The 20944-nt window shown below is 59.3% G+C and carries 5 protein-coding genes; all 5 read left to right on the top strand.

Annotated elements, in window-relative coordinates; all coding sequences use genetic code 11:
* Nucleotides 1-64 precede the first annotated feature (64 nt).
* The 5 genes from QD461_RS20150 to QD461_RS20130 all read left to right on the top strand — a co-directional run bounded on the left by QD461_RS20150 (nt 65) and on the right by QD461_RS20130 (nt 20650).
* A complete protein-coding gene (locus QD461_RS20150; RefSeq protein WP_414089346.1) occupies nt 65-12808 on the top strand; it encodes a hemagglutinin repeat-containing protein in 12744 nt (4247 codons plus the stop codon).
* Complete coding sequence (locus QD461_RS20145) at nt 12805-13407, top strand: DUF6990 domain-containing protein (RefSeq protein ID WP_414089345.1); 603 nt, start codon at nt 12805-12807, stop codon at nt 13405-13407. Before QD461_RS20150 ends, QD461_RS20145 begins: the two co-directional genes overlap by 4 nt.
* Before the next feature lie 770 nt (nt 13408-14177).
* Complete coding sequence (gene ltrA / locus QD461_RS20140) at nt 14178-15677, top strand: group II intron reverse transcriptase/maturase (protein ID WP_414089344.1); 1500 nt, start codon at nt 14178-14180, stop codon at nt 15675-15677.
* A 168-nt stretch (nt 15678-15845) separates the two neighbouring features.
* A complete protein-coding gene (locus QD461_RS20135) occupies nt 15846-20240 on the top strand; it encodes a beta strand repeat-containing protein (protein ID WP_414089343.1) in 4395 nt (1464 codons plus the stop codon).
* An 8-nt stretch (nt 20241-20248) separates the two neighbouring features.
* Nucleotides 20249-20650, top strand: a complete 402-nt coding sequence (locus QD461_RS20130; RefSeq protein WP_414089342.1) for a hypothetical protein — start codon at nt 20249-20251, stop codon at nt 20648-20650.
* Nucleotides 20651-20944: the final 294 nt, after the last annotated feature.

The following is a 20944-nucleotide window of genomic DNA, read 5'->3' as shown; positions in this document are numbered from 1 at the left end:
CGCTCTCGGTGATCGACCAGAACCGCGGCAAGAGAGGCCGTGCAAGCAACGGTGAAAGCGTGCAATGAGCAGGAAGACCAAGCTGGGTGGATCACGGATTGCAACTGCAGGCATTGGGGCGGAAAGCAGCAGCCTCGCGTCACGACTGGCGAGACTTGCCCACAAGTCGCTTGCCGTCACCTTAAGCGCACTCCTGTTTCTGCAGCCGGCGATCGCAAACGCTCAGACGGTATCGGCAAGCACCACGGCGCCCGCCGCCAATCAGCCAACTGTCGGCGCTGCCCCGAACGGCAAGCCGCTGGTCGATATTGTCGCGCCCAACGCCAGCGGCCTGTCACACAACCAATACAACGACTTCAACGTCGGCACCCAAGGTCTCATCCTCAATAACTTTAATGGTGAGCGAGGGACTTCGAACCTGGGAGGCATTACCCCCGGTAACCCGAATCTGAAGAATTCCGGTCCCGCATCGGTCATTCTCAACGAGGTAACCGGTGGGAACCGTTCGGCCCTCAACGGCCCAACGGAAGTGTTCGGTGGCCGGGCAGACGTCATCATAGCGAACCAGAACGGCGTAACCTGCAATGGCTGCGGCTTCATCAACACGCCGCATGCGACCCTGACGACTGGCGTGCCGAATATCGGCGCCGACGGCAGCCTGACAGGATTCACCGTCAATGGCGGTGACGTGACCTTTGAAGGGGCAGGGGGTAACTTCGCGGCCGCTCCCGGCTCGGTCGATCTGTTCGATGTCGTTGCCCGCAACATCCATGTCAATGCGCCGATCTACGGTAAGACGGTGCGCCTGACCGGCGGCGCCAGCCAATACAATTATGCCACCGGCGAGGCGACGGCGCTGACCGCCACCTCCGGCACGCCGGAATATGCGATCGACGGCACGGCGCTGGGCGCCATGCAGGCCGACCGCATCAAGATCGTCGTCACGGAAAAGGGCGCCGGCGTCAAAATGAGCGGCGACATGGCTGCCAACGCTGGCGAATTGTTGCTCTCGGCCGACGGAAAGATTTCGATCGGCAATGCGTCCGGCCGCGATGGCGTCACCATCGCCTCGAAACAGAAGATCACAGCTGCCAAAGTTAGTTCGCAACAGAAACTCGCTGTCAGGGCTGACCAAGGCGTCACCCTGCAGACGGTCGCAGCCCTTAGCGACATTGTTCTGACGAGTGGCACTGGTCTCTTGAGCGTGTCGGGTGATGTCAACAGCGCCACGACCGTTCAGATGAGCTCCGATTCCGGCATTGCAGCCGGTAGTGTGACGGCTGGCAACGGTGCGGCAACACTTGTCGCCACCTCCGGCGACATCGCGATTGCTGGCACGGCCAATAGCACCGGCGACCTCAATCTGACGGCGACAAGTGGCGCCATCTCGGCGGCCTTCCTGCAGAGCAGCCAGAATATGGCCTTAAATGCCGCGCTTGGGATTGCTGTTGCCGGCAATGTGCAGGGGCAGGGCAATGTCAACCTTACCGGCCAGTCGATCTCAGCCGGCAAGGTCATCTCCGGCATCAATCTTGCCGCCACCAGCGCCGATCCGAATGGCAATGTAGTGCTTTCAGCGCAATCGCCTGCGATTGTCGCGGGCTCAGCGGGTGATCTCAGCCTGACGGCAACCGGCGGCAATATCGCAACCGGCAATCTGCTGTCGGCCGGAGCACTCAATGTCAGTGCCACCGGCAATACGACCGCCGGCAGCATCCAGTCAGCCGCTGATCTGGCGGTGACCGCGGCGTCGCTGACATCAAGCGGCATCACGTCCCGCGGGGCGCTTACCGTTAATGCCACCACAAATGTCAGCGGCCAGGTTCTTGGCGCAAACAATATTCTGATCTCAGGCTCTGCGATCTCGGCTGGGGCCATTGTCTCGGGCGTCGACTTTGCGGCCACCAATGCGAACGGTGGTGGCGTTGTTGTCTCAGCGCAATCGCCTGCGATTGTCGCGGGCTCGGCCGGCACGCTCGGTTTGACTGCGACGGCGGGCAATATCGTTGTCGATAAGCTGCTGTCGGCCGGCGACCTGACTGCTCAGGCTGCCCTGTTGCAGGCAAATAACATCACGAGCCATGGGAGCATCGGTGTCACCGGTGGCGTCAATGTCGCAAACCAATTGCTCAGCGCTGGCAATATCACCATCAACGGCAACGCCAATGGCGTCAGCGCCGGTCTTCTTGCCTCCGGCGTCGACTTCGCTGCGACCAACGCGGCCGGCGGCAATATCGTGCTGGCGAGCAGCGGCGATCTGACGATCGACGACAGCGCTGGCGCCATCCAGGCCGGGACCGTGTTTGCAGCTGGTACGATCAATGCCACCGGCAAGGCCGTCACTGCCGACACCATCACCGCCCACAACAACATCACTCTTTCCGGCGCGGACGATGGCGTGGTTGTTACCAGCCAGGGACTGGGAGGCGGTGACGTCGCTATTTCCGGTTCGAGCATTAAGGCAGGGACCCTCATCTCCGGCGTCGACTTCGCCAGGACTGCTGTCGCCAATGGCAGCATCCTGTTGGCTGGCAGTGGCGATCTGAACCTAACTTCATCCGGCAACATCAATGCCGCTACGTTGCTGTCCGCTGGCAATCTCAGCTCGACCGGCGTCGCAGTTACAGCAAATAGCATGACCGCCCATGGCGACATGATGCTCGGGGGCGCGATCAGCGTCACGGATCAGATCCTTGGGTCGGGCAACGTCTCGATTACCGGCCAGAGCCTGAAGGCGCAAACCATTGTCGCAGGCATTGACTTCGACGCCACCAACCGTGCAGGAGGCAATATCGCCCTTGGCCAATCTGGCGACCTGAGCGTGTCGGTCAATGGCACCGTGGTGGCGCCAACCATGCAGGCGGCAGGTGATATCGATATCAGCGGTACGTCCGTCGCCGCAGGTTCGGTCACTGGTCACAAGGATATTGCTCTTTCCGGCGCGGCAGCGGGCGGCGTCGCCATTACGAACCAACTGCTTGGCGGCGGTGAAGTTGGCATCTCCGGCTCAAGCATCCAGGCTGGCACTATCGTCTCGGGTGTCGATTTCGCCGCAACGGCAGCTGCCAACGGGAACATTGTCCAGACAACGGGTGGCAACCTCACGCTTGCTTCGCCCGGCAACATCCACGCTGGAACACTGCTATCGGCCGGCAATCTCAGTGCCGCCGGTTCGACCGTCAGCGCTGATAGCGTGACGGGTCACGGCGATGTCACGCTCAATGGCGCAACGACGGTTAACGGCCAGATTCTCGGGTCCGGCAACGTATCGATCACGGGCCAGAGTCTGTCCGCCCAAACGATTGTCTCCGGCATCGATTTCGACGCCACCAATGCCGCCAGTGGCAATATCGTCCTTGGGCAAAGCGGCGATCTGACCGTGAATGTCAATGGTGCCGTTGCGGCGCCGACCATACAGGCAGCAGGTGCCATCGATGTCAGCGGCGCGTCGGTTGCAGCAGCTTCGATCACCGGCCACAAGGATATCACCCTTTCCGGCACGGCAGCCGGCGGCGTCGCGATTACGAACCAGATCCTCGGTGGCGGTGATGTTGCCATCTCGGGCTCCGGCATCAAGGCTGGTGCAATCGTTTCCGGCGTAGATTTCGCCAGAACTGCCGCCGCCAACGGCAATATCGCGCTCGCCAGCAGCGGCGATCTGACGCTTGCCTCTGCCGGCAATATCGACACCAGCACACTGCTCTCGGCCGGGGCTCTTTCGGCCAGTGGCGCAACCGTGAGCGCGGATGCGGTCACATCGCACGGCGCGATCACCCTCAATGGCGCCACGACAGTCAGCGGCCAGGTTCTCAGCGCCGGCGATGTCTTGATCACTGGTCAAAGCCTGTCGGCACAGTCCGTTGTCTCCGGCATCGACTTCGATGCAACCAATACCTCCGGCGGCAATATCGTTCTTGGCAGTTCCGGAGACCTAACGTCTCGTTTGAGCGGCGGGTTCTCTGCATCAACGATGCAGGCCGCCGGTGCCATCAACGTCAACGCTGCTGCCGTGAACGCCGGAGCAGTCACTGGTCATAACGATATTGTCCTTTCCGGTGCCACAAACGTCAGCGGTCAGATTCTCGGTGGCGGTAAAATCGGGATTTCTGGCCCGAGTATAACGGCAGGGGCGATCGTTTCCGGCGTCGATTTCGCTGGAACGGCCGCCGCCAACGGCAACATCGTCCAGGCGGCGAGCGGCGATATCTCGCTGACTTCGACAGGCGGCCTCACCGTCGGCACGCTATTGTCGGCCGGTGATCTGACCGCACAGGCGATGGATCTAACGGCCAGCAGCATTACCAGCCATGGAAAGACCGATCTGAAGGCCAGTGGCACGGCGGCAAGCGGCCGCGTGAATGTGAGTGGCCAAGTGTTGTCGGCCGGTGATCTCACGATCAACGCCAACGGCCTCAACGTCGGTCTTCTGGTCTCAGGGGTCGACTTCGCGGCGACCAGCAGGGCAGGAGGCAACATCGTCCTCGGTCCGTCCGGTACGACCGATCTCTCCGTCTCCGGCAATGCCGCGGCCGGCACGATCCTGTCGGCTGGCAATTTCACGGCGAACGTTGCCAATCTGCAGGCGACCAGCATCACCAGCCATGGCAAAGTCGGCGTTGTCGGCAATGTCGATGTCGCCAGCCAGATCCTGGCGGCAAGCGATCTCACGCTCAATGGCGGCAGCATCAGCGCCCCCACTTTGATCTCTGGCATTGACTTTGCCGCCACCAATGCCGCCAGTGGCAACATTGTACTGGCTTCGTCAGGAGCCATGAATCTGACGGCCTCCGGCAATATTACGGCTGGCGCGATCCTTTCTGCTGGTGACTTCACGGCGACTGCGGCTGATCTCGTTGCCGACAGCATCACGGCTCATGGCAAAGCAGGCATTGTCGGCAATGTCGATGTCGGCAATCAGATAATAGCCGCCGGCAATCTCACGGTCAGCGGCGGCCACATCAACGCGCCCAAGCTGATCTCCGGCATCGATTTCGCCGCCACCAATGCCACGGGCGGCGGGATTGTGCTCGGATCGTCCGGCGATACGAATCTGACTGCCTCCGCGGGTATCAGCGCGCAGACTATACTGTCGGCAGGCAATATCGACGCGCGGGCCGCCACCGTCGCAGCCAACGCTGTGACTGGACATGGCGATATCACCCTTGCCGGTAGCAACAGCGTCAATGTGACCGGCCAGCTCCTCGGTGCGGGCGACGTCTTTCTTTCCGGTCCAACGGTCCAGATCAATCAGGCCGTTACCGGCGTCGATTTCGCCGCCACCGCGCAATCATCAAACGGCGCCATCGTTCTCGGACCAAGCGGCGACCTGACCATCAATGCCGGCAGTGCTTCGGCCAGCACGTTGATCGTCGCAGGCAGCCTTAATGTGGCGGCGAGTGCCTTTACGGGCGGAAACATCACGGGCCATGGCACAGTCGCGATCGGCTCGTCCACCAGTCCTGGCGCGGTCAAGATCAACGGCCAGCTCCTTGGCGCCGGTAATGTCTCGATCACCGGCTCTGCCCTCAACGGCAGCGTCATCGCGGCCGGCGTCGATTTTGCCGCAACCGGCCAATCAGGCGCCGGGAATGTCATCCTTGGGCCGACGGGCGATTTGACACTCACAGCCACGGCCGGCGACATCTCTTTCAACAGCCTACTGACCGCAGGGACGATCACCGCCAACGCGACGAACAATGTCAGCGCCAATGCCGTCGCCCATGGCGACCTGACCATTGGCGCCGGTAATGCGATCACGCTCACCGGCCAGTCGCTGGGTACCGGCAACATCAATCTTAACGCCCGGTCGATCGCGATCGATACGCTGGTCTCGGGCGTCGATTTCGCCGCCACCAATGCGTCATCCAATGGCAGCCTGATGCTGCGCCACGCCGGTACGATGACGCTTGCTGCCTCCAACGGCGGCGTCAGCGCCAACTCATTGCTCTCGGGCGGCAATTTCGCTGCTACGGCCACGCAGAACATCAGCTACAACAGCCTGCAAAGTCTCGGGAATGCCGCGCTCTCAAGTCCGGGCGCCATTTCCTATAACAGCACCACCCGCGTCGGCGGCAATCTGACGCTGAACACCGGTGTGCTCGATCTATCCGGCAGCAGAGGCAGTCGGATGGCGGGCGGCGGTACGCTGATCGTCAATGCCTCCTCCGCCAATCTCTCGGGCAGTAATCTTGTCTTCGGCGGTCTGAGCCTCAATCTGACCGGCAACGCCGATCTTTCGAACGCACAGGTCAGCACCGTCACCAATGCCGGTGGTTCCGGTGACATCACCGTCTCGGCCGCAGGTTTGACGACAAACGCCAATACCGCGCTGCTTGCCGCGCATGACTTGACGCTGAACTTGCCGTCGCTCGGCAATGCCGGGCAGCTGGCGGCCGGCAATAATCTTAACTTCAACATTGCAGGCGATTTCTACAATAGCCCGGGCGGCCTCGTCTTTGCCGGCAATAATGCCAACCTCTTCGTTGGCGGCACGCTCACCAACAATCAGGGCGCGCTCCTTGCTGGCAACGGCCTTACCATAGCCGGGCCAGGCGGGGGTCAGCGTAACGGCGCCGTCGTCAACTCCGCCGGTCTCATTCAGTCCGGCGGCACCATGTCGATCCTGACCAACGGCCTGAGCAACGTCACAACCTCGGCACCGGCCATTCAGCGCAACGTGCTGATTTCCAACGCCATTCTCCACGCCTACGATTTCATCACCGAGACCTCCAGGTGCCAAATTCACTGCAATGGACAAGGTGATCACGACTACGAGCCGGTCTACGTCACGACGACAACCGTCGATAGTCTCGTCAGTCAGCTCATCTACCAGGATCAGCTGATCAGCGGTGCCGGTGCCTCCGCACAGATTCGCGCGGGCCGGGATCTGACCATCAATGCGACGAACCTGTGGAATTCCTACAGCTCGATCAAGTCCGATGGTAACATGCTGCTCACCGTCGCCGGTACGCTCACCAATGACGGCGCGACGCTGAACCGCACGACGCAAACGCTCTGCGACAGCACAACTCCTTGCCAATATTATCCCGACGTCGTTTCCCCAGGCGCTGGAAGCAATTTGGATTGCAGCGGTCCTAATCGCCCTTGCATCGGTGGGAATGACCCGACGCTCGTCTATACGCCGAACCCCAATGGCACACGCGATCCCTCGCGGGATCTGAACCCCGGCTCAACGGTCGGCGTGCAGGTGGTCGGCGCCATCTCGGGCGTCATCCAGGCACGCGGAGGCCTTGCCATCAATGGTGGCGGTGCGATCAACAATGTCGCCTCCAACGGCTCGATCAACGGTGGAGTCGCGATCGACGCTCCCGCGGCGACCAACAACCCGCTCGGCGCACTCAACAGCATGACCGCCGGCGGTGCTTTGTTCAATGTCAGTGCGGCGCTTTCAAGCGTAGCAGCCAATGGCGGCGCCAACGCGAATAGCGGCCCGTCGCTTACCGGAAACGGTCTGACGATCGGTTCAGGTCCAACAATCGGCGGCAACAGTCTGAGGGCAGTCGGCGCTTCGGTCAGCAGCAACGGTGTAACGGCCGCCACCGGTCCTTCGATCGGTTCGAGCGCACTGACGGCGGGCACCACGTCGGTTAATCCGAACAGCCTGATGGGCAAGCTCACCGCCGCAATCGGCAATAGCGGCAATCTCACCCAGATCCTGCAGGCGAACGGGGCTCAGCTCGCAGCGGTAGCCAAGCCGCAATCGGGCGGTGTCGGCGGCACGGTTCCGGGTCAGGTCTTCCTGTTCGAAACRCGGGCAGCCTTCCTTGATGTCTCGAAGTTCTATGGTTCGGCCTATTTCATAGACCGGATCGGCTATACGCCGGAGACSAAGGTTCCCTTCCTTGGGGACGCTTACTTCGACAATCAGCTCATCGAYGAGCAGATGCGCCARCTGGTYGGMAAYGGYCTYGGCGCCGGTTCCTTCGTTCCCGGCGATAATGCCACCGACCAGATGAAGGCATTGCTCGACAATGGCGTTGCTTAYGCCGAGGCGCATGGCCTTGGTCTCGGGCAGCCGTTGACGCCMCARCAGGCCGCRTCGCTGACSCAGTCRATGGTGATCTACCARACCGAGATTGTCGATGGCGCGCCGGTGCTGGTGCCGGTCGTCTATCTCTCGGCGGCGGACCGCGCCAAAACCACGTCCGCTGCCATGATCGCCGGCAACACGGTCAGCATCGATGCCGGCTCCGTCGACAATTCCGGCGCGATTGCCGCCGCCGATGGCATGACCGTCAATGCCAACAGCATCAAGGCCAATGGCGGCGCTTTCCTTGCCGGCGGCAACATGAATCTCAATGCCGAGAACGGCATTACGCTCGCCGCCCAGACGATGAACATCGGCGGGCAGACTGTCGTCACCGCCAATGGCGGCGTTTCCGCCGGCGGCAACCTGAAGATGGATGCCGGTGCAGGCAGCCTGACGCTGAGCGGCACGAAGGTGGCCGCTGGCGGCAGTGCACAGCTCTCCGGTCAGACGGTAACGCTGGGTGCCGTCAAACAGGACAATGGTGGCGTCCAGGCGCTGGTTGGCACCACGGTGACGACCGGCGGCAATCTGAGCCTCGCCGGCACCAATGGCGTCAATATCATCGCCAGTTCCGCAAAGGTCGGCGGCGACCTGTCCGTTGCCTCCTCAAACGGTTCCGTCAGCATCATTTCTGCCGGCGTCGACAATACCATTCTCAACAAGGACCGCCTGAACCTTTCTCAAGGCGGCACGATCACGACCACAACCAGCCAGATCCAGCAGGGCTCGTCGCTTATCGCCGGCGGCGCCATGCTGGTTTCGGGCAATCAGGGCGTGCTGATCGGCGGCTCCTCGCTCGACACTGGCGGCAATCTCGGCATTGTCTCGACGAACGGCAATATCGCCATCACCGCCTCGCAGGATCAGACCACGAGCCAATCGAAGACCATTGCCGGTGCCGCCAACAACTACAAGGGCGGCCAGACCTCCTCGGCCGCAGTCACGAGCAACGCGTCCTCGATTGCCTCGCAAAATGGTGGAGTGACGGTTCAGGCCGATACTGGAAATATCAGTGTCATCGGTTCTCACGTTGATGCCGCCGGCAGCAGCGCCAACCTAATCGCCAAGGGTGATGTCACCATCGGCGAGGCGACGGATATGGCTTCATCGTCCAGCAGCAGCGGCAAAACAAAGAGCAGCGAGACGACGACCACCGCGCAGGGCTCTTCGATTACGGGTCAGACCGGCGTGAATATCGGCTCGACGGATGGGAACGTCACGATCTCGGCCTCTAACGTCACCGCCGGTGACGAAACACATCAGTCCAACGCCAATATTCAAGCGGCGGGTAATATCGTTATTGCCTCCGGCAAGGACACAGACGAAACCACCTCTGACAGCAAGAAAAGTGGCTTCCTGTCGTCCTCAAAGACCCATACCCACAGCTATGACGAGACCAATGTTGGATCGTCCATATCGGCCTCGGGCAACATCAACGCCAGCGCTGGTGCTGAGACCGTTGTCTCCGGCTCGAGCATGGCAGCTGGCAATAATCTCTCCCTTTCGGGCTCGACCGTCACCATCATGGGTGCCGAGGAAGAGCACGAGAGCGACAAACAGGTCAAGAAATCCGGCATAGGCGTCGGCTCTGGCGGCGGGTTTATCTCGATCTTTGGATCGAAGGACTCGAAGAGCAGCAATAGCTCGACCGACAATATCGGCTCCACACTCAACTCAGGCGGCTCGACCTCCATCACGTCCACACAGGGCGACGTCAACATCTTCGGCTCGTCTTCGCATTCCGGCGACGGCACGGCGATTTCCTCGGCGCGCGACGTTAACATCGCGCCTGGCGCAGAAGAACAGTCGTCGTCCAGCCAGACCAAGCGCTCCGGTTTCGGCATCAACTTCTCCTCCGGCGACGGCAGCCTGTCGATCGGCATTGGCGTTGCCAAGTCGGAGGAGCAGCGCTCGAAAGACGCCGACATCAATGCGGTCAGCACGTTGGCGTCTGATGGCAGCATCACCATCGCCGCCAACCGCAACATCAATGATCAGTCCGGAAAGATCCTGGCCGCCGGACCGATCAGCCTGATCGCGGGCGATAACGTCAATATGCTCTCGAGCAATGACGTCACCAACGCCTCCGAAATGCAGAAAAAGAGTTTTGCCGGTGTAAGCATTACGGTGCAGTCATCGCTGATCGCAGCGGGCCAGCAAGCGATGCAAGCGGGCAGCCTGCTTTCGGGTGATAATGGCATCTATGGCGTCGCCCCGGCCGTGCTGGCCGGCGTCAAGGGATATGACGCGATCTCTTCGACCATGAAGGCAATCAACGCCAAGCCGGATCCAAAGACTGGCCTCAAGTCCGCCGTCGCCGGGATCTCACTGACGGCCGGCTACAGCTTTAGCGAAAGCTCGCAAGAGTCCACCACCTCGATACCGGTTCCGCCTGTGATCAACGGCAGCTCCGTGACCATCGTCGCCAAATCCGGGGATGTCGTCGGCCGTGGCGTCCAGATCAGCGCCGGATTGGGCAAAGACGGCCGTAGTCCGGTTGCCTCTGACGACCCTAGAAACGGCAATGTGCTGATTTCGGCGGCAGGTAATGTTGACCTCGAAAGCGTGCAGGCGACCAGCGACAGCAAGAGCAGTAGCAAGTCGGGTAGCGCCAGCATCGGCGTGGCCGCGAGCATCGATGCCAGCGGCAATATCTTCAACGCCGGCCCGACCGCGAACGCGGCCTATGGCTCCGGCAAGCAGACCGCAAACTCGGTCACGCAGGTTAATTCCAACATCGCCGGTACGAATATCGTAACCGTCAATGCCCGTGACACGCTGAAACTGGCCGGTGGCGTCCTGTCGGGAAATACGGTTGATGTGACCGCCGCGAACGGGATCATCATAGAAAGCCGACAGGATACGGCTTTCTATGACGAGAAGTCCCACAGTGCGGCACTCGGCATTGGGCCGGGCAGCGGTGGTCTGACCGGCGGCTATAATCAGGGCACGGTGACAGGCGACTATGCCAATGTCTCTCAGCAGAGCGGCATCTTTGCGGGTTCAGGCGGTTATCACGTCAGCACGGATGGCACCATCGATCTGAAGGGCGGCTTCATCGGCTCGACGGCCGCTGCGGCCAATAACAATCTGAACGCCAACCAGATCCTCTATTCCGACATCGGAAACTCGATGTCGGCCTCATCGAGCAGTTACGGGTTTGGTTTGCAGGGCGGGATTCCAGTCCCGGTCGTTGGCCAGCCAGCCAAGCAGGGTGATAGCGGTGCCACGCGCGCAACAATCACGCCCGGCAACTGGACACTCAAGGCGCAGAGCCAGGATCTCGCAAGCCTCAACACCGATGCCTCGAAGGCCAACAACCAGGTCGAACCGTTCGATATCGACAAGCTCAAGGCGCAGCAGCAGAGCGCCGCGGCGCTGTCGATTCTTCTGAATACGGGGGTCGGCGAACTTTCGCAGCAGCTTGGCTTTGACGAAGGGTCCCCCGCAAAGGTAGCACTGCATGCCGCAGTCGGCGCGATCGTCTCGCAATTAGCCGGCACCAATATCGATGCTGGTGCGCTTGGCGGCGCCGCGAGCGAAATCGCAAACGGTGTGCTTCAGCAAGTCCTGCAGGCCGATCCCAATCTCTCCGACAATCAGAAGAGCGCTATTACCCAATGGGTGGCAGCCGCCGTTGGCGCCGCAGCAGGTGGCAGCACGGGTGCTGCCGCCGCCCTCGACAATATCAATTACAACTATCTGACGCATAAGAATGTCGACGACGCCCGCAAGAAAGTCGAAGCGGTTTGCGCGCAGGCAGGAGCTGGCTCAGCGGCATGCGCCGCTGCCAAGGAAACAGCAGCTGCCGATTTGGGCCGTCTTAATGCGGACCAGAACAATCGCCTCATGGCCTGCCGTGATGCGGCCTGCGTGGAGGAAATCAAACGGGAGATTCTGGATTCCAAGCAGTACTTCGACGAGGATTATGCAGCCCTGCTTGGAATCGATGACCGGGCTGCGCGGATCTTCCTCGATAGCCAAAATGACGCCGAGCACACGCTGCAAAACGCCCAAGCAATCAGCGACTATTGCACGTCAAATCCAGGCGGCAATTGCGTCTCCATTGCCATTGGCCTGAAATTGGCAAAGCAGGCTGTTTCCGACTTGGCCTATGGCTCGCTTGGCGCCGTCGGTGCCCGCGGCCCAAGTGGCGCTCTGGCGGATGACGTTCTCGGCGGCTCCGAGAGCAAGGCACTTCCTTCTGGCTATACCCGCAACGTCGATGGTACAATTACCGGACCTCGGGGCGGCAGCTACGCAGTTGTGGGCTCTGATCTGGATGGGCAGCTAGTTTACAAGGATAGCGGTGGGCGGTATTACACATTTGACGGAGCTAAGACACAGGTCTCGAATCCTGTCGGCCGCCCGGATGTCTCCATCACCCAGCAGCGGGCACAGCACCAGAGCTACGTGGACGACATTTCTGGCCAGCTTCAGGAGCAAGGTTATACGACATATCCAGGAGGGTTTTATGATAGCTGCGGCACCACGCTTTGCTATCCTGATATCGCCTATAGCCAACCAGGTAGCACGAAAATTAACGGAATGATCGAGGTGAAGTCTGGCAATGCAGTGCCTTCGGCGAACCAGCTTACCGTGTACCCGCAGATTGCGACGGGAGACGCGATTCCCTCAGCAGAATTTACCCGAATTCATCGTGAATTGAATTTGGTAGCAGGAGTTCCGATGAAACAGCAAGGCTATCCCAATGGTATTCCAGTCTACCAAATTTCGGTCCCAGGAGTCGGCAAGTGAGCTTCAAGCTGAATATCGATCAATTTGTGCATCAATTTATTGAATATTTCCAGAAGAGTGGCTGGATCAGCACGCATGACAAGCACGAAGATTATTGGGAAATATCACACGATTTTCATGGATCAAACGTTGGCTTCGTTTTCAATAGCAGAAGCGTATTTGCTCCGACGTTGAATCCAAAAGTCCAAATAAGCCCATTTTTGACAAACGCTGCGTTTAGCAAGATCGAAAAAGAAATATTTCAACATGCTTCTAAAATCCAGGTTGATCCGGCGGTTGCCTACACAAAGATTATAAAGTCAATTCCCGAGTATTCAGCCGAATATCCGGTATTATTTAAAGATATTCTTCAAGAGATCGAGGCCTGGGGTCAAAATTTGAATCTCCAGAACTGCGTACAAGAACTCGCGACCAAAGGCATTCCAGAGGTCGGCGGAGGGCAATTACGGCATTTGACCGCATTGGCTTATCTTGGTGATTTCAATACTTTGCTCGACTATCAGAAAATATTCCGCAAGGGAAAGAGACTGAATTTCGTGCCGATGATCACAGCAGAAATAATCGACCGCGCCATCGATATTGCTGCTGAACGAGCCTGACTAGCGCGGAGGCCGCACCACACGGGGCGGAAGGCTCTGATGGGGTGGACGCCCCCCGACGGCATCTGTGTGCCAGAATGGAGACGTTGATCACCATTTAGAGGAGGCGTCCATGAAAGAGATTAGCATTATCGGACTGGATTTGGCGAAGAATGTGTTTGTGCGACCTGAAAGTCGCGTGAGTTTCTGTTTCACAGGAGGAGAAATGTCCTGAAGAAACCGGCTGTTCCATCAGCCGTTCCCTACCTGGACATGCGGAGCCGGTAACAGCTCGGTGTGAAGCTCCAGGGACAACGTAGCCGCCGGATATCCGGTACGCCGAACCGCAAGGCAAGGCGGAATCTGCCAGCACGAGGGCGGAGAGGAGCAAGGGATGAGTGGGTACGACCAACATATGTGAACTTCCGATAAACGTCGTGAGCTTTAACGAGCCAAACGTGCTGACAGGCTCGAACCAAAACGGTACGCGGTGAGGTGTGGTCTTTGAATACTGGGCCACCATGGACGATCAGCCGCCGGCGAAGAGGAAGGGTCCGCCCCGCTCGGAGACACATGCGGAACAGGGTAAGCCCATAGTGCTGCCGGCAACGGCAGGTGGACCATAAGGAACGCTGTTGGCGCTGGGGGTAAAGGAATGCGGAAAAAGCGAATGCCCGGCTGTAATGGACGGGATACAGGCTGAGACATTGCCTGACGCGAAAGCGGGCAGACTTCCGTGCGGTCATTCATGGCGAGAGAACTTTGACCAATCGTTATACGAGGGAAAGCAGATGACGGCGGTCGGCGCGAAAGCGACCGAGGCTGGTGCGTCCTCGCGCACTGCGCAAATGTGGGACCAGACGAACTGGTCACATATTGAGGCAGAGGTGAAACGACTTCAGGTGCGTATCGCCAAGGCAACCCGGGAAGGCCGGTGGGGCAAGGCGCAAGCGTTGCAACGTCTGCTGACCCGCTCGCATAGCGGCAAGATGTTGGCCGTGAAACGGGTTACGGAGAACCGCGGCAAGAGAACGCCGGGGGTGGACGGTAAGATATGGTCAGCCCCGGCGGCCAGATGGAATGGGATGATGTCACTTCGACATCGCGGCTATCGCGCGATGCCGTTGCGACGTGTTTACATTCCCAAGAGTAACGGCAAGAAGCGTCCGCTGGGAATTCCCTGTATGCGGTGCCGGGCGATGCAGGCGTTATGGAAGCTCGCCCTGGACCCGGTGGCAGAGACACTGGCGGACCCGAATTCCTATGGATTCCGGCCCGAACGCTCGACGGCCGACGCCATTGAGCAGTGCTTCATCACTCTGGCCAAGCAAGCTTCGCCAGAGTGGATTCTGGAAGGTGACATCAGAAGCTGTTTCGACAGTTTCAGCCACCCCTGGCTTCTGAAGCACGTCACGATGGACAAGGCGGTCCTGCAAAGGTGGCTTCGAGCCGGATATATCGATGAGGGAACTCTGTTCGAGACGTCGGCGGGTACCCCGCAAGGCGGGATTATCTCGCCGGTGATCGCGAACATGGCGTTGGATGGGCTGGAGGCAGCAGTTTACGCAAGCGTGGGATCGTCCAAACTCGCGCGCAGCAAGGCCCAGCTCAACGTCGTCCGCTATGCCGATGACTTTGTTGTGACCGGCGCATCGAGAGATGTGCTTGAACACAAAGTCCTTCCGGCGGTCAGGCAGTTCCTGGCCGTTCGAGGTCTGGAACTCTCAGAAGAGAAGACCCGGATCACGAATATTGCGGAGGGTTTCGATTTCCTTGGTCAGAACGTGCGCAAGTACGACGGCAAGCTGCTGATCAAGCCTGCAAGGAAGAGTGTTAAAGCACCCCTCGACAAGGTCAGGGAAATCATCAAAGGCAACGCGAGCGTCACGCAGCAGGCATTGATACAGAAACTGAACCCAGTCATTCGGGGATGGGCCATGTATCACTGTCACGTCGTGGCGAAAGCGAGCTTCTCATCGATAGACTCGCACATCTGGCAGATGCTCTGGAAATGGGCAAGTCGACGCCATCCCATGAAAGGAGCACGGTGGGTGAGGAACAGGTACTTCCAGGCCGACGGACACCGGTCCTGGGATTTTGCTACGAAGGGTTCGGCAGATGCCAATACCGGCGGGTGTCGGCTCTTCCGCGCAATGACGGTCCCGATTACGAGACACGTCAAGATCCGGGGGCTGGCTAGTCCTTTTGATCCGGAGTGGACCACTTACTTCGCCCACCGTCGAATTGCGAAACGTTCCGTCAGTTTGTTCGGTGCGACTCTTTGGTGCTGAAGAATGGCTTGAGCCGGATGCGGGGTGATCTTCATGTCCGGTTCTCAGGGGGCGGCGGCGCAGCAATGCGCCGCCGCTACCCGACCAGGTCCATGGCTCTGACGGCACTGGCAGCGTGCTTTTGCGCAAGAAACTTCGGCGTGATCAGCTGCTGAACTTTTTCGCAAAATGAATCTCAATGCCGAGAATGGCATTACGCTGGCCGCCCAGACGATGAACATCGGCGGACAGACTGTCGTCACAGCCGATGGTAGCGTCACGGCCGGCGGCAACCTGAAGATGGATGCCGGTGCCGGCAGCCTGACGCTCAGCGGCACGAAGGTGGCCGCCGGCGGCAGCGCGCAGCTCTCCGGTCAGGCAGTAACTTTGGGTGCCGTCAAACAGGACAATGGTGGCGTCCAGGCGCTGGTTGGCACCACCGTGACGACCGGCGGCAATCTCAGCGTCGCAGGAACCAACGGCGTCACCGTCATCGCCAGTTCGGCAAAGGTCGGCGGCGATCTGTCCGTCGCCTCCGCGAACGGTTCGATCAGCATCATTTCCGCCGGCGTCGACAATACGGTTCTCAGCAAGGACCGGCTGAATCTTTCTCAAGGCGGCACGATCACGACCACAACCAGCCAGATTCAGCAGGGCTCGTCGCTCATTGCCGGCGGCGCCATGCTGGTTTCGGGTAATCAGGGCGTACTGATCGGCGGCTCGACGCTCGATGCCGGCGGCGATCTCGGCATCGTCTCGACGAACGGCAACATCGCGATCACAGCCTCGCAGGATCATACCACGAGCCAATCGAAGACGATCGCGGGTGTCGCTACAGGCTACAAGGGCGGCCAATCGTCCTCGACCGCCGTTACCAGCAACGCCTCCTCAATTACCTCGCAGAATGGCAATGTGACGGTTCAGGCCGACACGGGTAACATCAGCGTCATCGGTTCCGAGGTTAGCGCCGAGGGTGGCACGGCTAACCTTGTTGCCAAGGGTGATGTCATCATCGGCGAAGCGACTGATAGCGCCTCCTCCTCCAGCAAGTTGGGCTCGAAGAAGGCGAGCGAAGCGACAACCACAGCACAGGGCTCGTCGATCTCGGGCGAGACCGGCGTCAGCATCGCCTCCAGCGGCGGTAACGTCACCATCTCGGCTTCCGATATCACGGCTGGCGATGCAGCCCATACGGCCGATGCCAATATCCAGGCCGCCGGCAACATCGTCATCGCTTCCGGAAAGAACACAGACGAGACCACCTCTGACAGCAAGAAGAGCGGCTTCCTGTCGTCTTCGAAGACCCACACGCATACCTACGACGAAGACACCGTTGGCTCGTCGATCGCCGCCTCCGGCAATATCAACGTCAATGCAGGCAACGACACGATTGTCTCCGGTTCGAGTGTTGCTGCGGGCAACAATCTCAGCCTCTCCGGCTCGACGGTCACCGTTATGGGTGCTGAGGAAGAGCATGAGAGCGACAAGCAGACCAAGAAGTCCGGCATCGGCGTCGGCTCCGGCGGTGGCTTTATCTCTGTTTATGGCAGCCACAGCAAGTCGATCACTGAGAGCTCCACCGACAATGTCGGTTCGACGCTTTCCGCCGCCAACGGCAACATCACGCTCAATGCCACCAAGGGTGATCTCAATATCATCGGTTCGTCGGTCACGGCTGCCAATGGCGATGTGAACGGCAAGGCGTCTGGCGATATCAATATCCTGCCGGGTCACGAGAGCAACGACACGTCGACGAGCGACAAGCGCTCCGGCTTTGGTATCCAGGTCTCGACCAACGGTGGCGGTGCCTCGATTGGTATCGGGGTAGGGCGCTTCACCGATCAGGTGAACCAAAGCGCCGAGACCAATGCGGTGTCGACCATCAAGGCGGGTGGAGATATCAACCTGACCGCCGGCAACACCTTCAACGACCAGGCCGGCCAGATTGCCGCCGGCGGTGGTGTCACCATCGTTGGCAAGAAGGGCGTCAACATTCTCTCTGGCAATGACATTACCAACTTCGACGAAGTCGCCACCAGCTTCTTTGCCGGCGTCAGCGTCGGGGTTTCCTCAAGCTTCGTCGGCGCTGGCCAGAGCATCGAGAACCTCGCCTCCAAGCTCGGCAAAGTCACGGACGGCTATTCGGCGGCCAATGTCGCCTTTGCCGGCATGCAGGCCTACGATGCGCTCTCCAGCCTCAAGGATGGCATCAATGCGGGTAACCTCGCCTCCGTCTCACTGACAGCCGGCTTTACCTATTCGAAGAACGAGACATCGGTTTCGAGCTCGACACCGGTGCTGCCGACGATCTCGGGCAGTTCGGTCGACATTTCCACAAATGGGGACTTCACCAGCCGAGGCCTGCAGATTTCGGCCACAGCCAGCGCGGATCACGCAGACGACCCGTTGAATGGCAGCGTGCTGATCTCCGCCAACAACATCGACATGGCCGGCGCGCAGGCAACATCCAATGCCTCGTCGAGCAGTCAGTCGGCCGGCGCCAGCATCGGCGTGTCGGTCGGCGTCGGTATGGGCGGGGCAACTGGGATCACGCCGACAGCGAGCGTCTCGGCTGGCCAGTCGAAATCGTCGAGTTCGTCCACGACGCAGGTGATCTCAGGTATCAGCGCGACGGACAATATCACCTTCATCTCGAAGGGCGACACCACGCTCAACAACACCGTCTTCTCCGCCGATACGATCGACGGCGAAGTCGGCGGCAACCTCAATATCGTCTCGACGCCGAACACCGGCAGCCAGTCGAACAGCTCGGCCTCGCTCGGCTTCTCCTTCACCGGCCCGACACTCGGCAGCACCGCCGGCCAGCCGCTGCTGACGGCAGGCAATATCGGCACGGCGCTCGGTGGCCTGACGCTCGGCGGCGTGCAGCCCGGCTTCGGTTCGGGCAAAGGTTCGACCAACTGGATCGATGCGCCGGCAGGCCTCTATTCCACCGGTGACCAGAACATCACCGTCGGCGGCAACACCAACCTTGCCGCATCCGGGCTGATCTCGACTGACGGCCGGGTCAATCTTGACACCGGCACGCTCACCTGGTCCGACTTCGTCGGCACGCAGAAATACCAGGGCTATGAGATCAATGCCAACATCGACCTTTATTCCGGGACTGACGCCAATGGCAAGAATAGGAACAATTCGAGCGCCAGCGGCAAGTACCAGCTCGACGATGTCGAGCAGTCGGTCAAGGCGACGATTAGTGGCAGCGGCGGTGCCGGCAACATCACTGTCCGCAACCCCGATCAGCAGGCCTCGCTCGAGCAGAGCGGGCAGACCCGCCCGGTAGCGGAGATCAATACCGATCCCTCCAAGCAGAACGTCATCACCAAGGATAAGCACATCGATCTCGAGCCCTATGTCTCCGTGCAAAGTGTCACGGCGGCGCTGGATGCGGGGAAGACAATCGCTCAGGCCCTCGGTGACGCCTTCACCAAGATGGCGACAGATGGAAAGGTATCGTCGGCGGAGGCCACCGCCGCCCAAGCCATCCTTCGTAATGTAACAGATCCAGAGGTCTTGAAGGGATTGGCGCAATGTCGCCAACAGGGAGCGGGATCGTGTGTGATCGAGGGGCGCACCGAGATTGATTCGACCATGTCGGGTCTGGTCGAAATCACCATCACTCCGTCTCTTGCCGACCAAATACTCAACGCTCTTGCAACGGGGGTCGCTGTAGGCAAAAGGATCACTGGTGCTGGCGGCGCCGTCGGCGTCCTTCTGGCGGCCCTTTTCTATCCAAACACGGCCGGCGGATATGAGGTTCGTCAGAAGGTTGATATAAACGCACCTGGCGTTCCCGGTGCGACGGCAGAACTCAGCGGCAATAGCGATGGCCTAGGTCGAGTGCTGACCATTACCACTTCGAGTGGCGATCAGACGAAGTTCATGCTGCTTCCGACTGGTAACGCCAATCAATATCAGCTGATATTTGCAGCCGATGCTTCCAGCAATCCAATCTCGGCCGATAAGCTTGCGGGGTTTGCCGCATATCTTTCTGCCTATACGGCCGTCAACGTCGTCTACAATCAAACCGGCAATGGAGGCGATGGCCGGCCGCTCTATCCGAATGATAATTATGGTCCGAAGCTCGATGATGAGACGAGTACGGGTCAGCCTAATGGTGGAAACAATAATGGCGGGGGACCGCAGATTGTTATTGTTCCACCTGGCTCTGGCAATAATTCGTCTCAAAACGGTGCCACAAACACGCCTTCTGCCATACAACAAGCAACAAATCTTTTCTCGTCGAATGCGCCCGGCACGCTGAACATCGGTGGTACGACATTTACTGAGGCGCCCAAGACAGGGAATGCGGCGATATTCTCCGGCGCTACGGATGCCCAAGTTCAACAATATTTCACGGAGCTCACTGGGGCTACTCAGCTCCCTGCCGCGAGGGTAATTCCGGGCAAGGGAACCGTATATGTGGTGAACACACCTAGCGGCAATTTCACGTTGCGAGACTTTTCTTCTTCCTCGGGACAAACTGGTCCAGCGTGGACTATTGATATACCAAAGGGGGCAGTGGGTACCACGTACAATCCGGAAATCAAGTTTATCAAGTGAGGCTCGTAGTGAAACCAATCGAACATATTGATGAAATCGTCAGGGATTCATTTGGACTTTGGATCACGGGCTTGTTTAGCGCGATCAATTCGTGGAATCCGACGCTGTCGTTCGATGAGCATAAGGAGGCGTTTTTTTGGCTGATCGAATATCTGCTCCGAGTGGGAAAGATAAAATTCATCGCCCCAGGAGCTGATTGCTACACGTCTCCCCAGAATCCTTACCCGCGGCTCACGATTCAAGACGACGAAGCGCAGTGGCACGAGACGCCAGGGTCAATTGTTGCATACCTTCGCGCCCAATGGCCCGAAAGCGTGTCTGCCGAAAACGACTTGGATTTGCAGACCTACTTCTACAGCATTCCGGGGATCATTTGGGTAGGGGAGAATGGAGTGCTTGTGGCGTCATAGGTCGAGAACAATATCTCGTCGAGCGATCCGGCCGGCTTTGCCGAGCAGTTGAATGCAGCAGATGTGGCGGACAGCAGGGAAATATCAATACACAGACTTCATCTACCGGCCCAGTTCAGTCCATCATCCATGGTGCATTACGCCTCAGTGGGGTAATACCGCTATGAACGTCGTGAAAATTGGAATTACGGTGACAGTGCACTCAATAGAATTCGAGATTTGACCAAAGCAAGCAAATGCCCATCTTGCTCGGATCGTCGTCCCTAATATTCCACATCACGCTACCCAAAGCGG

Source organism: Rhizobium sp. BR 314 (assembly GCF_047445805.1).
Classification (GTDB): domain Bacteria; phylum Pseudomonadota; class Alphaproteobacteria; order Rhizobiales; family Rhizobiaceae; genus Rhizobium; species Rhizobium lusitanum_B.
Note: the sequence above shows the minus strand (reverse complement) of the source record. Positions and strands in the feature narration are given on the sequence as shown.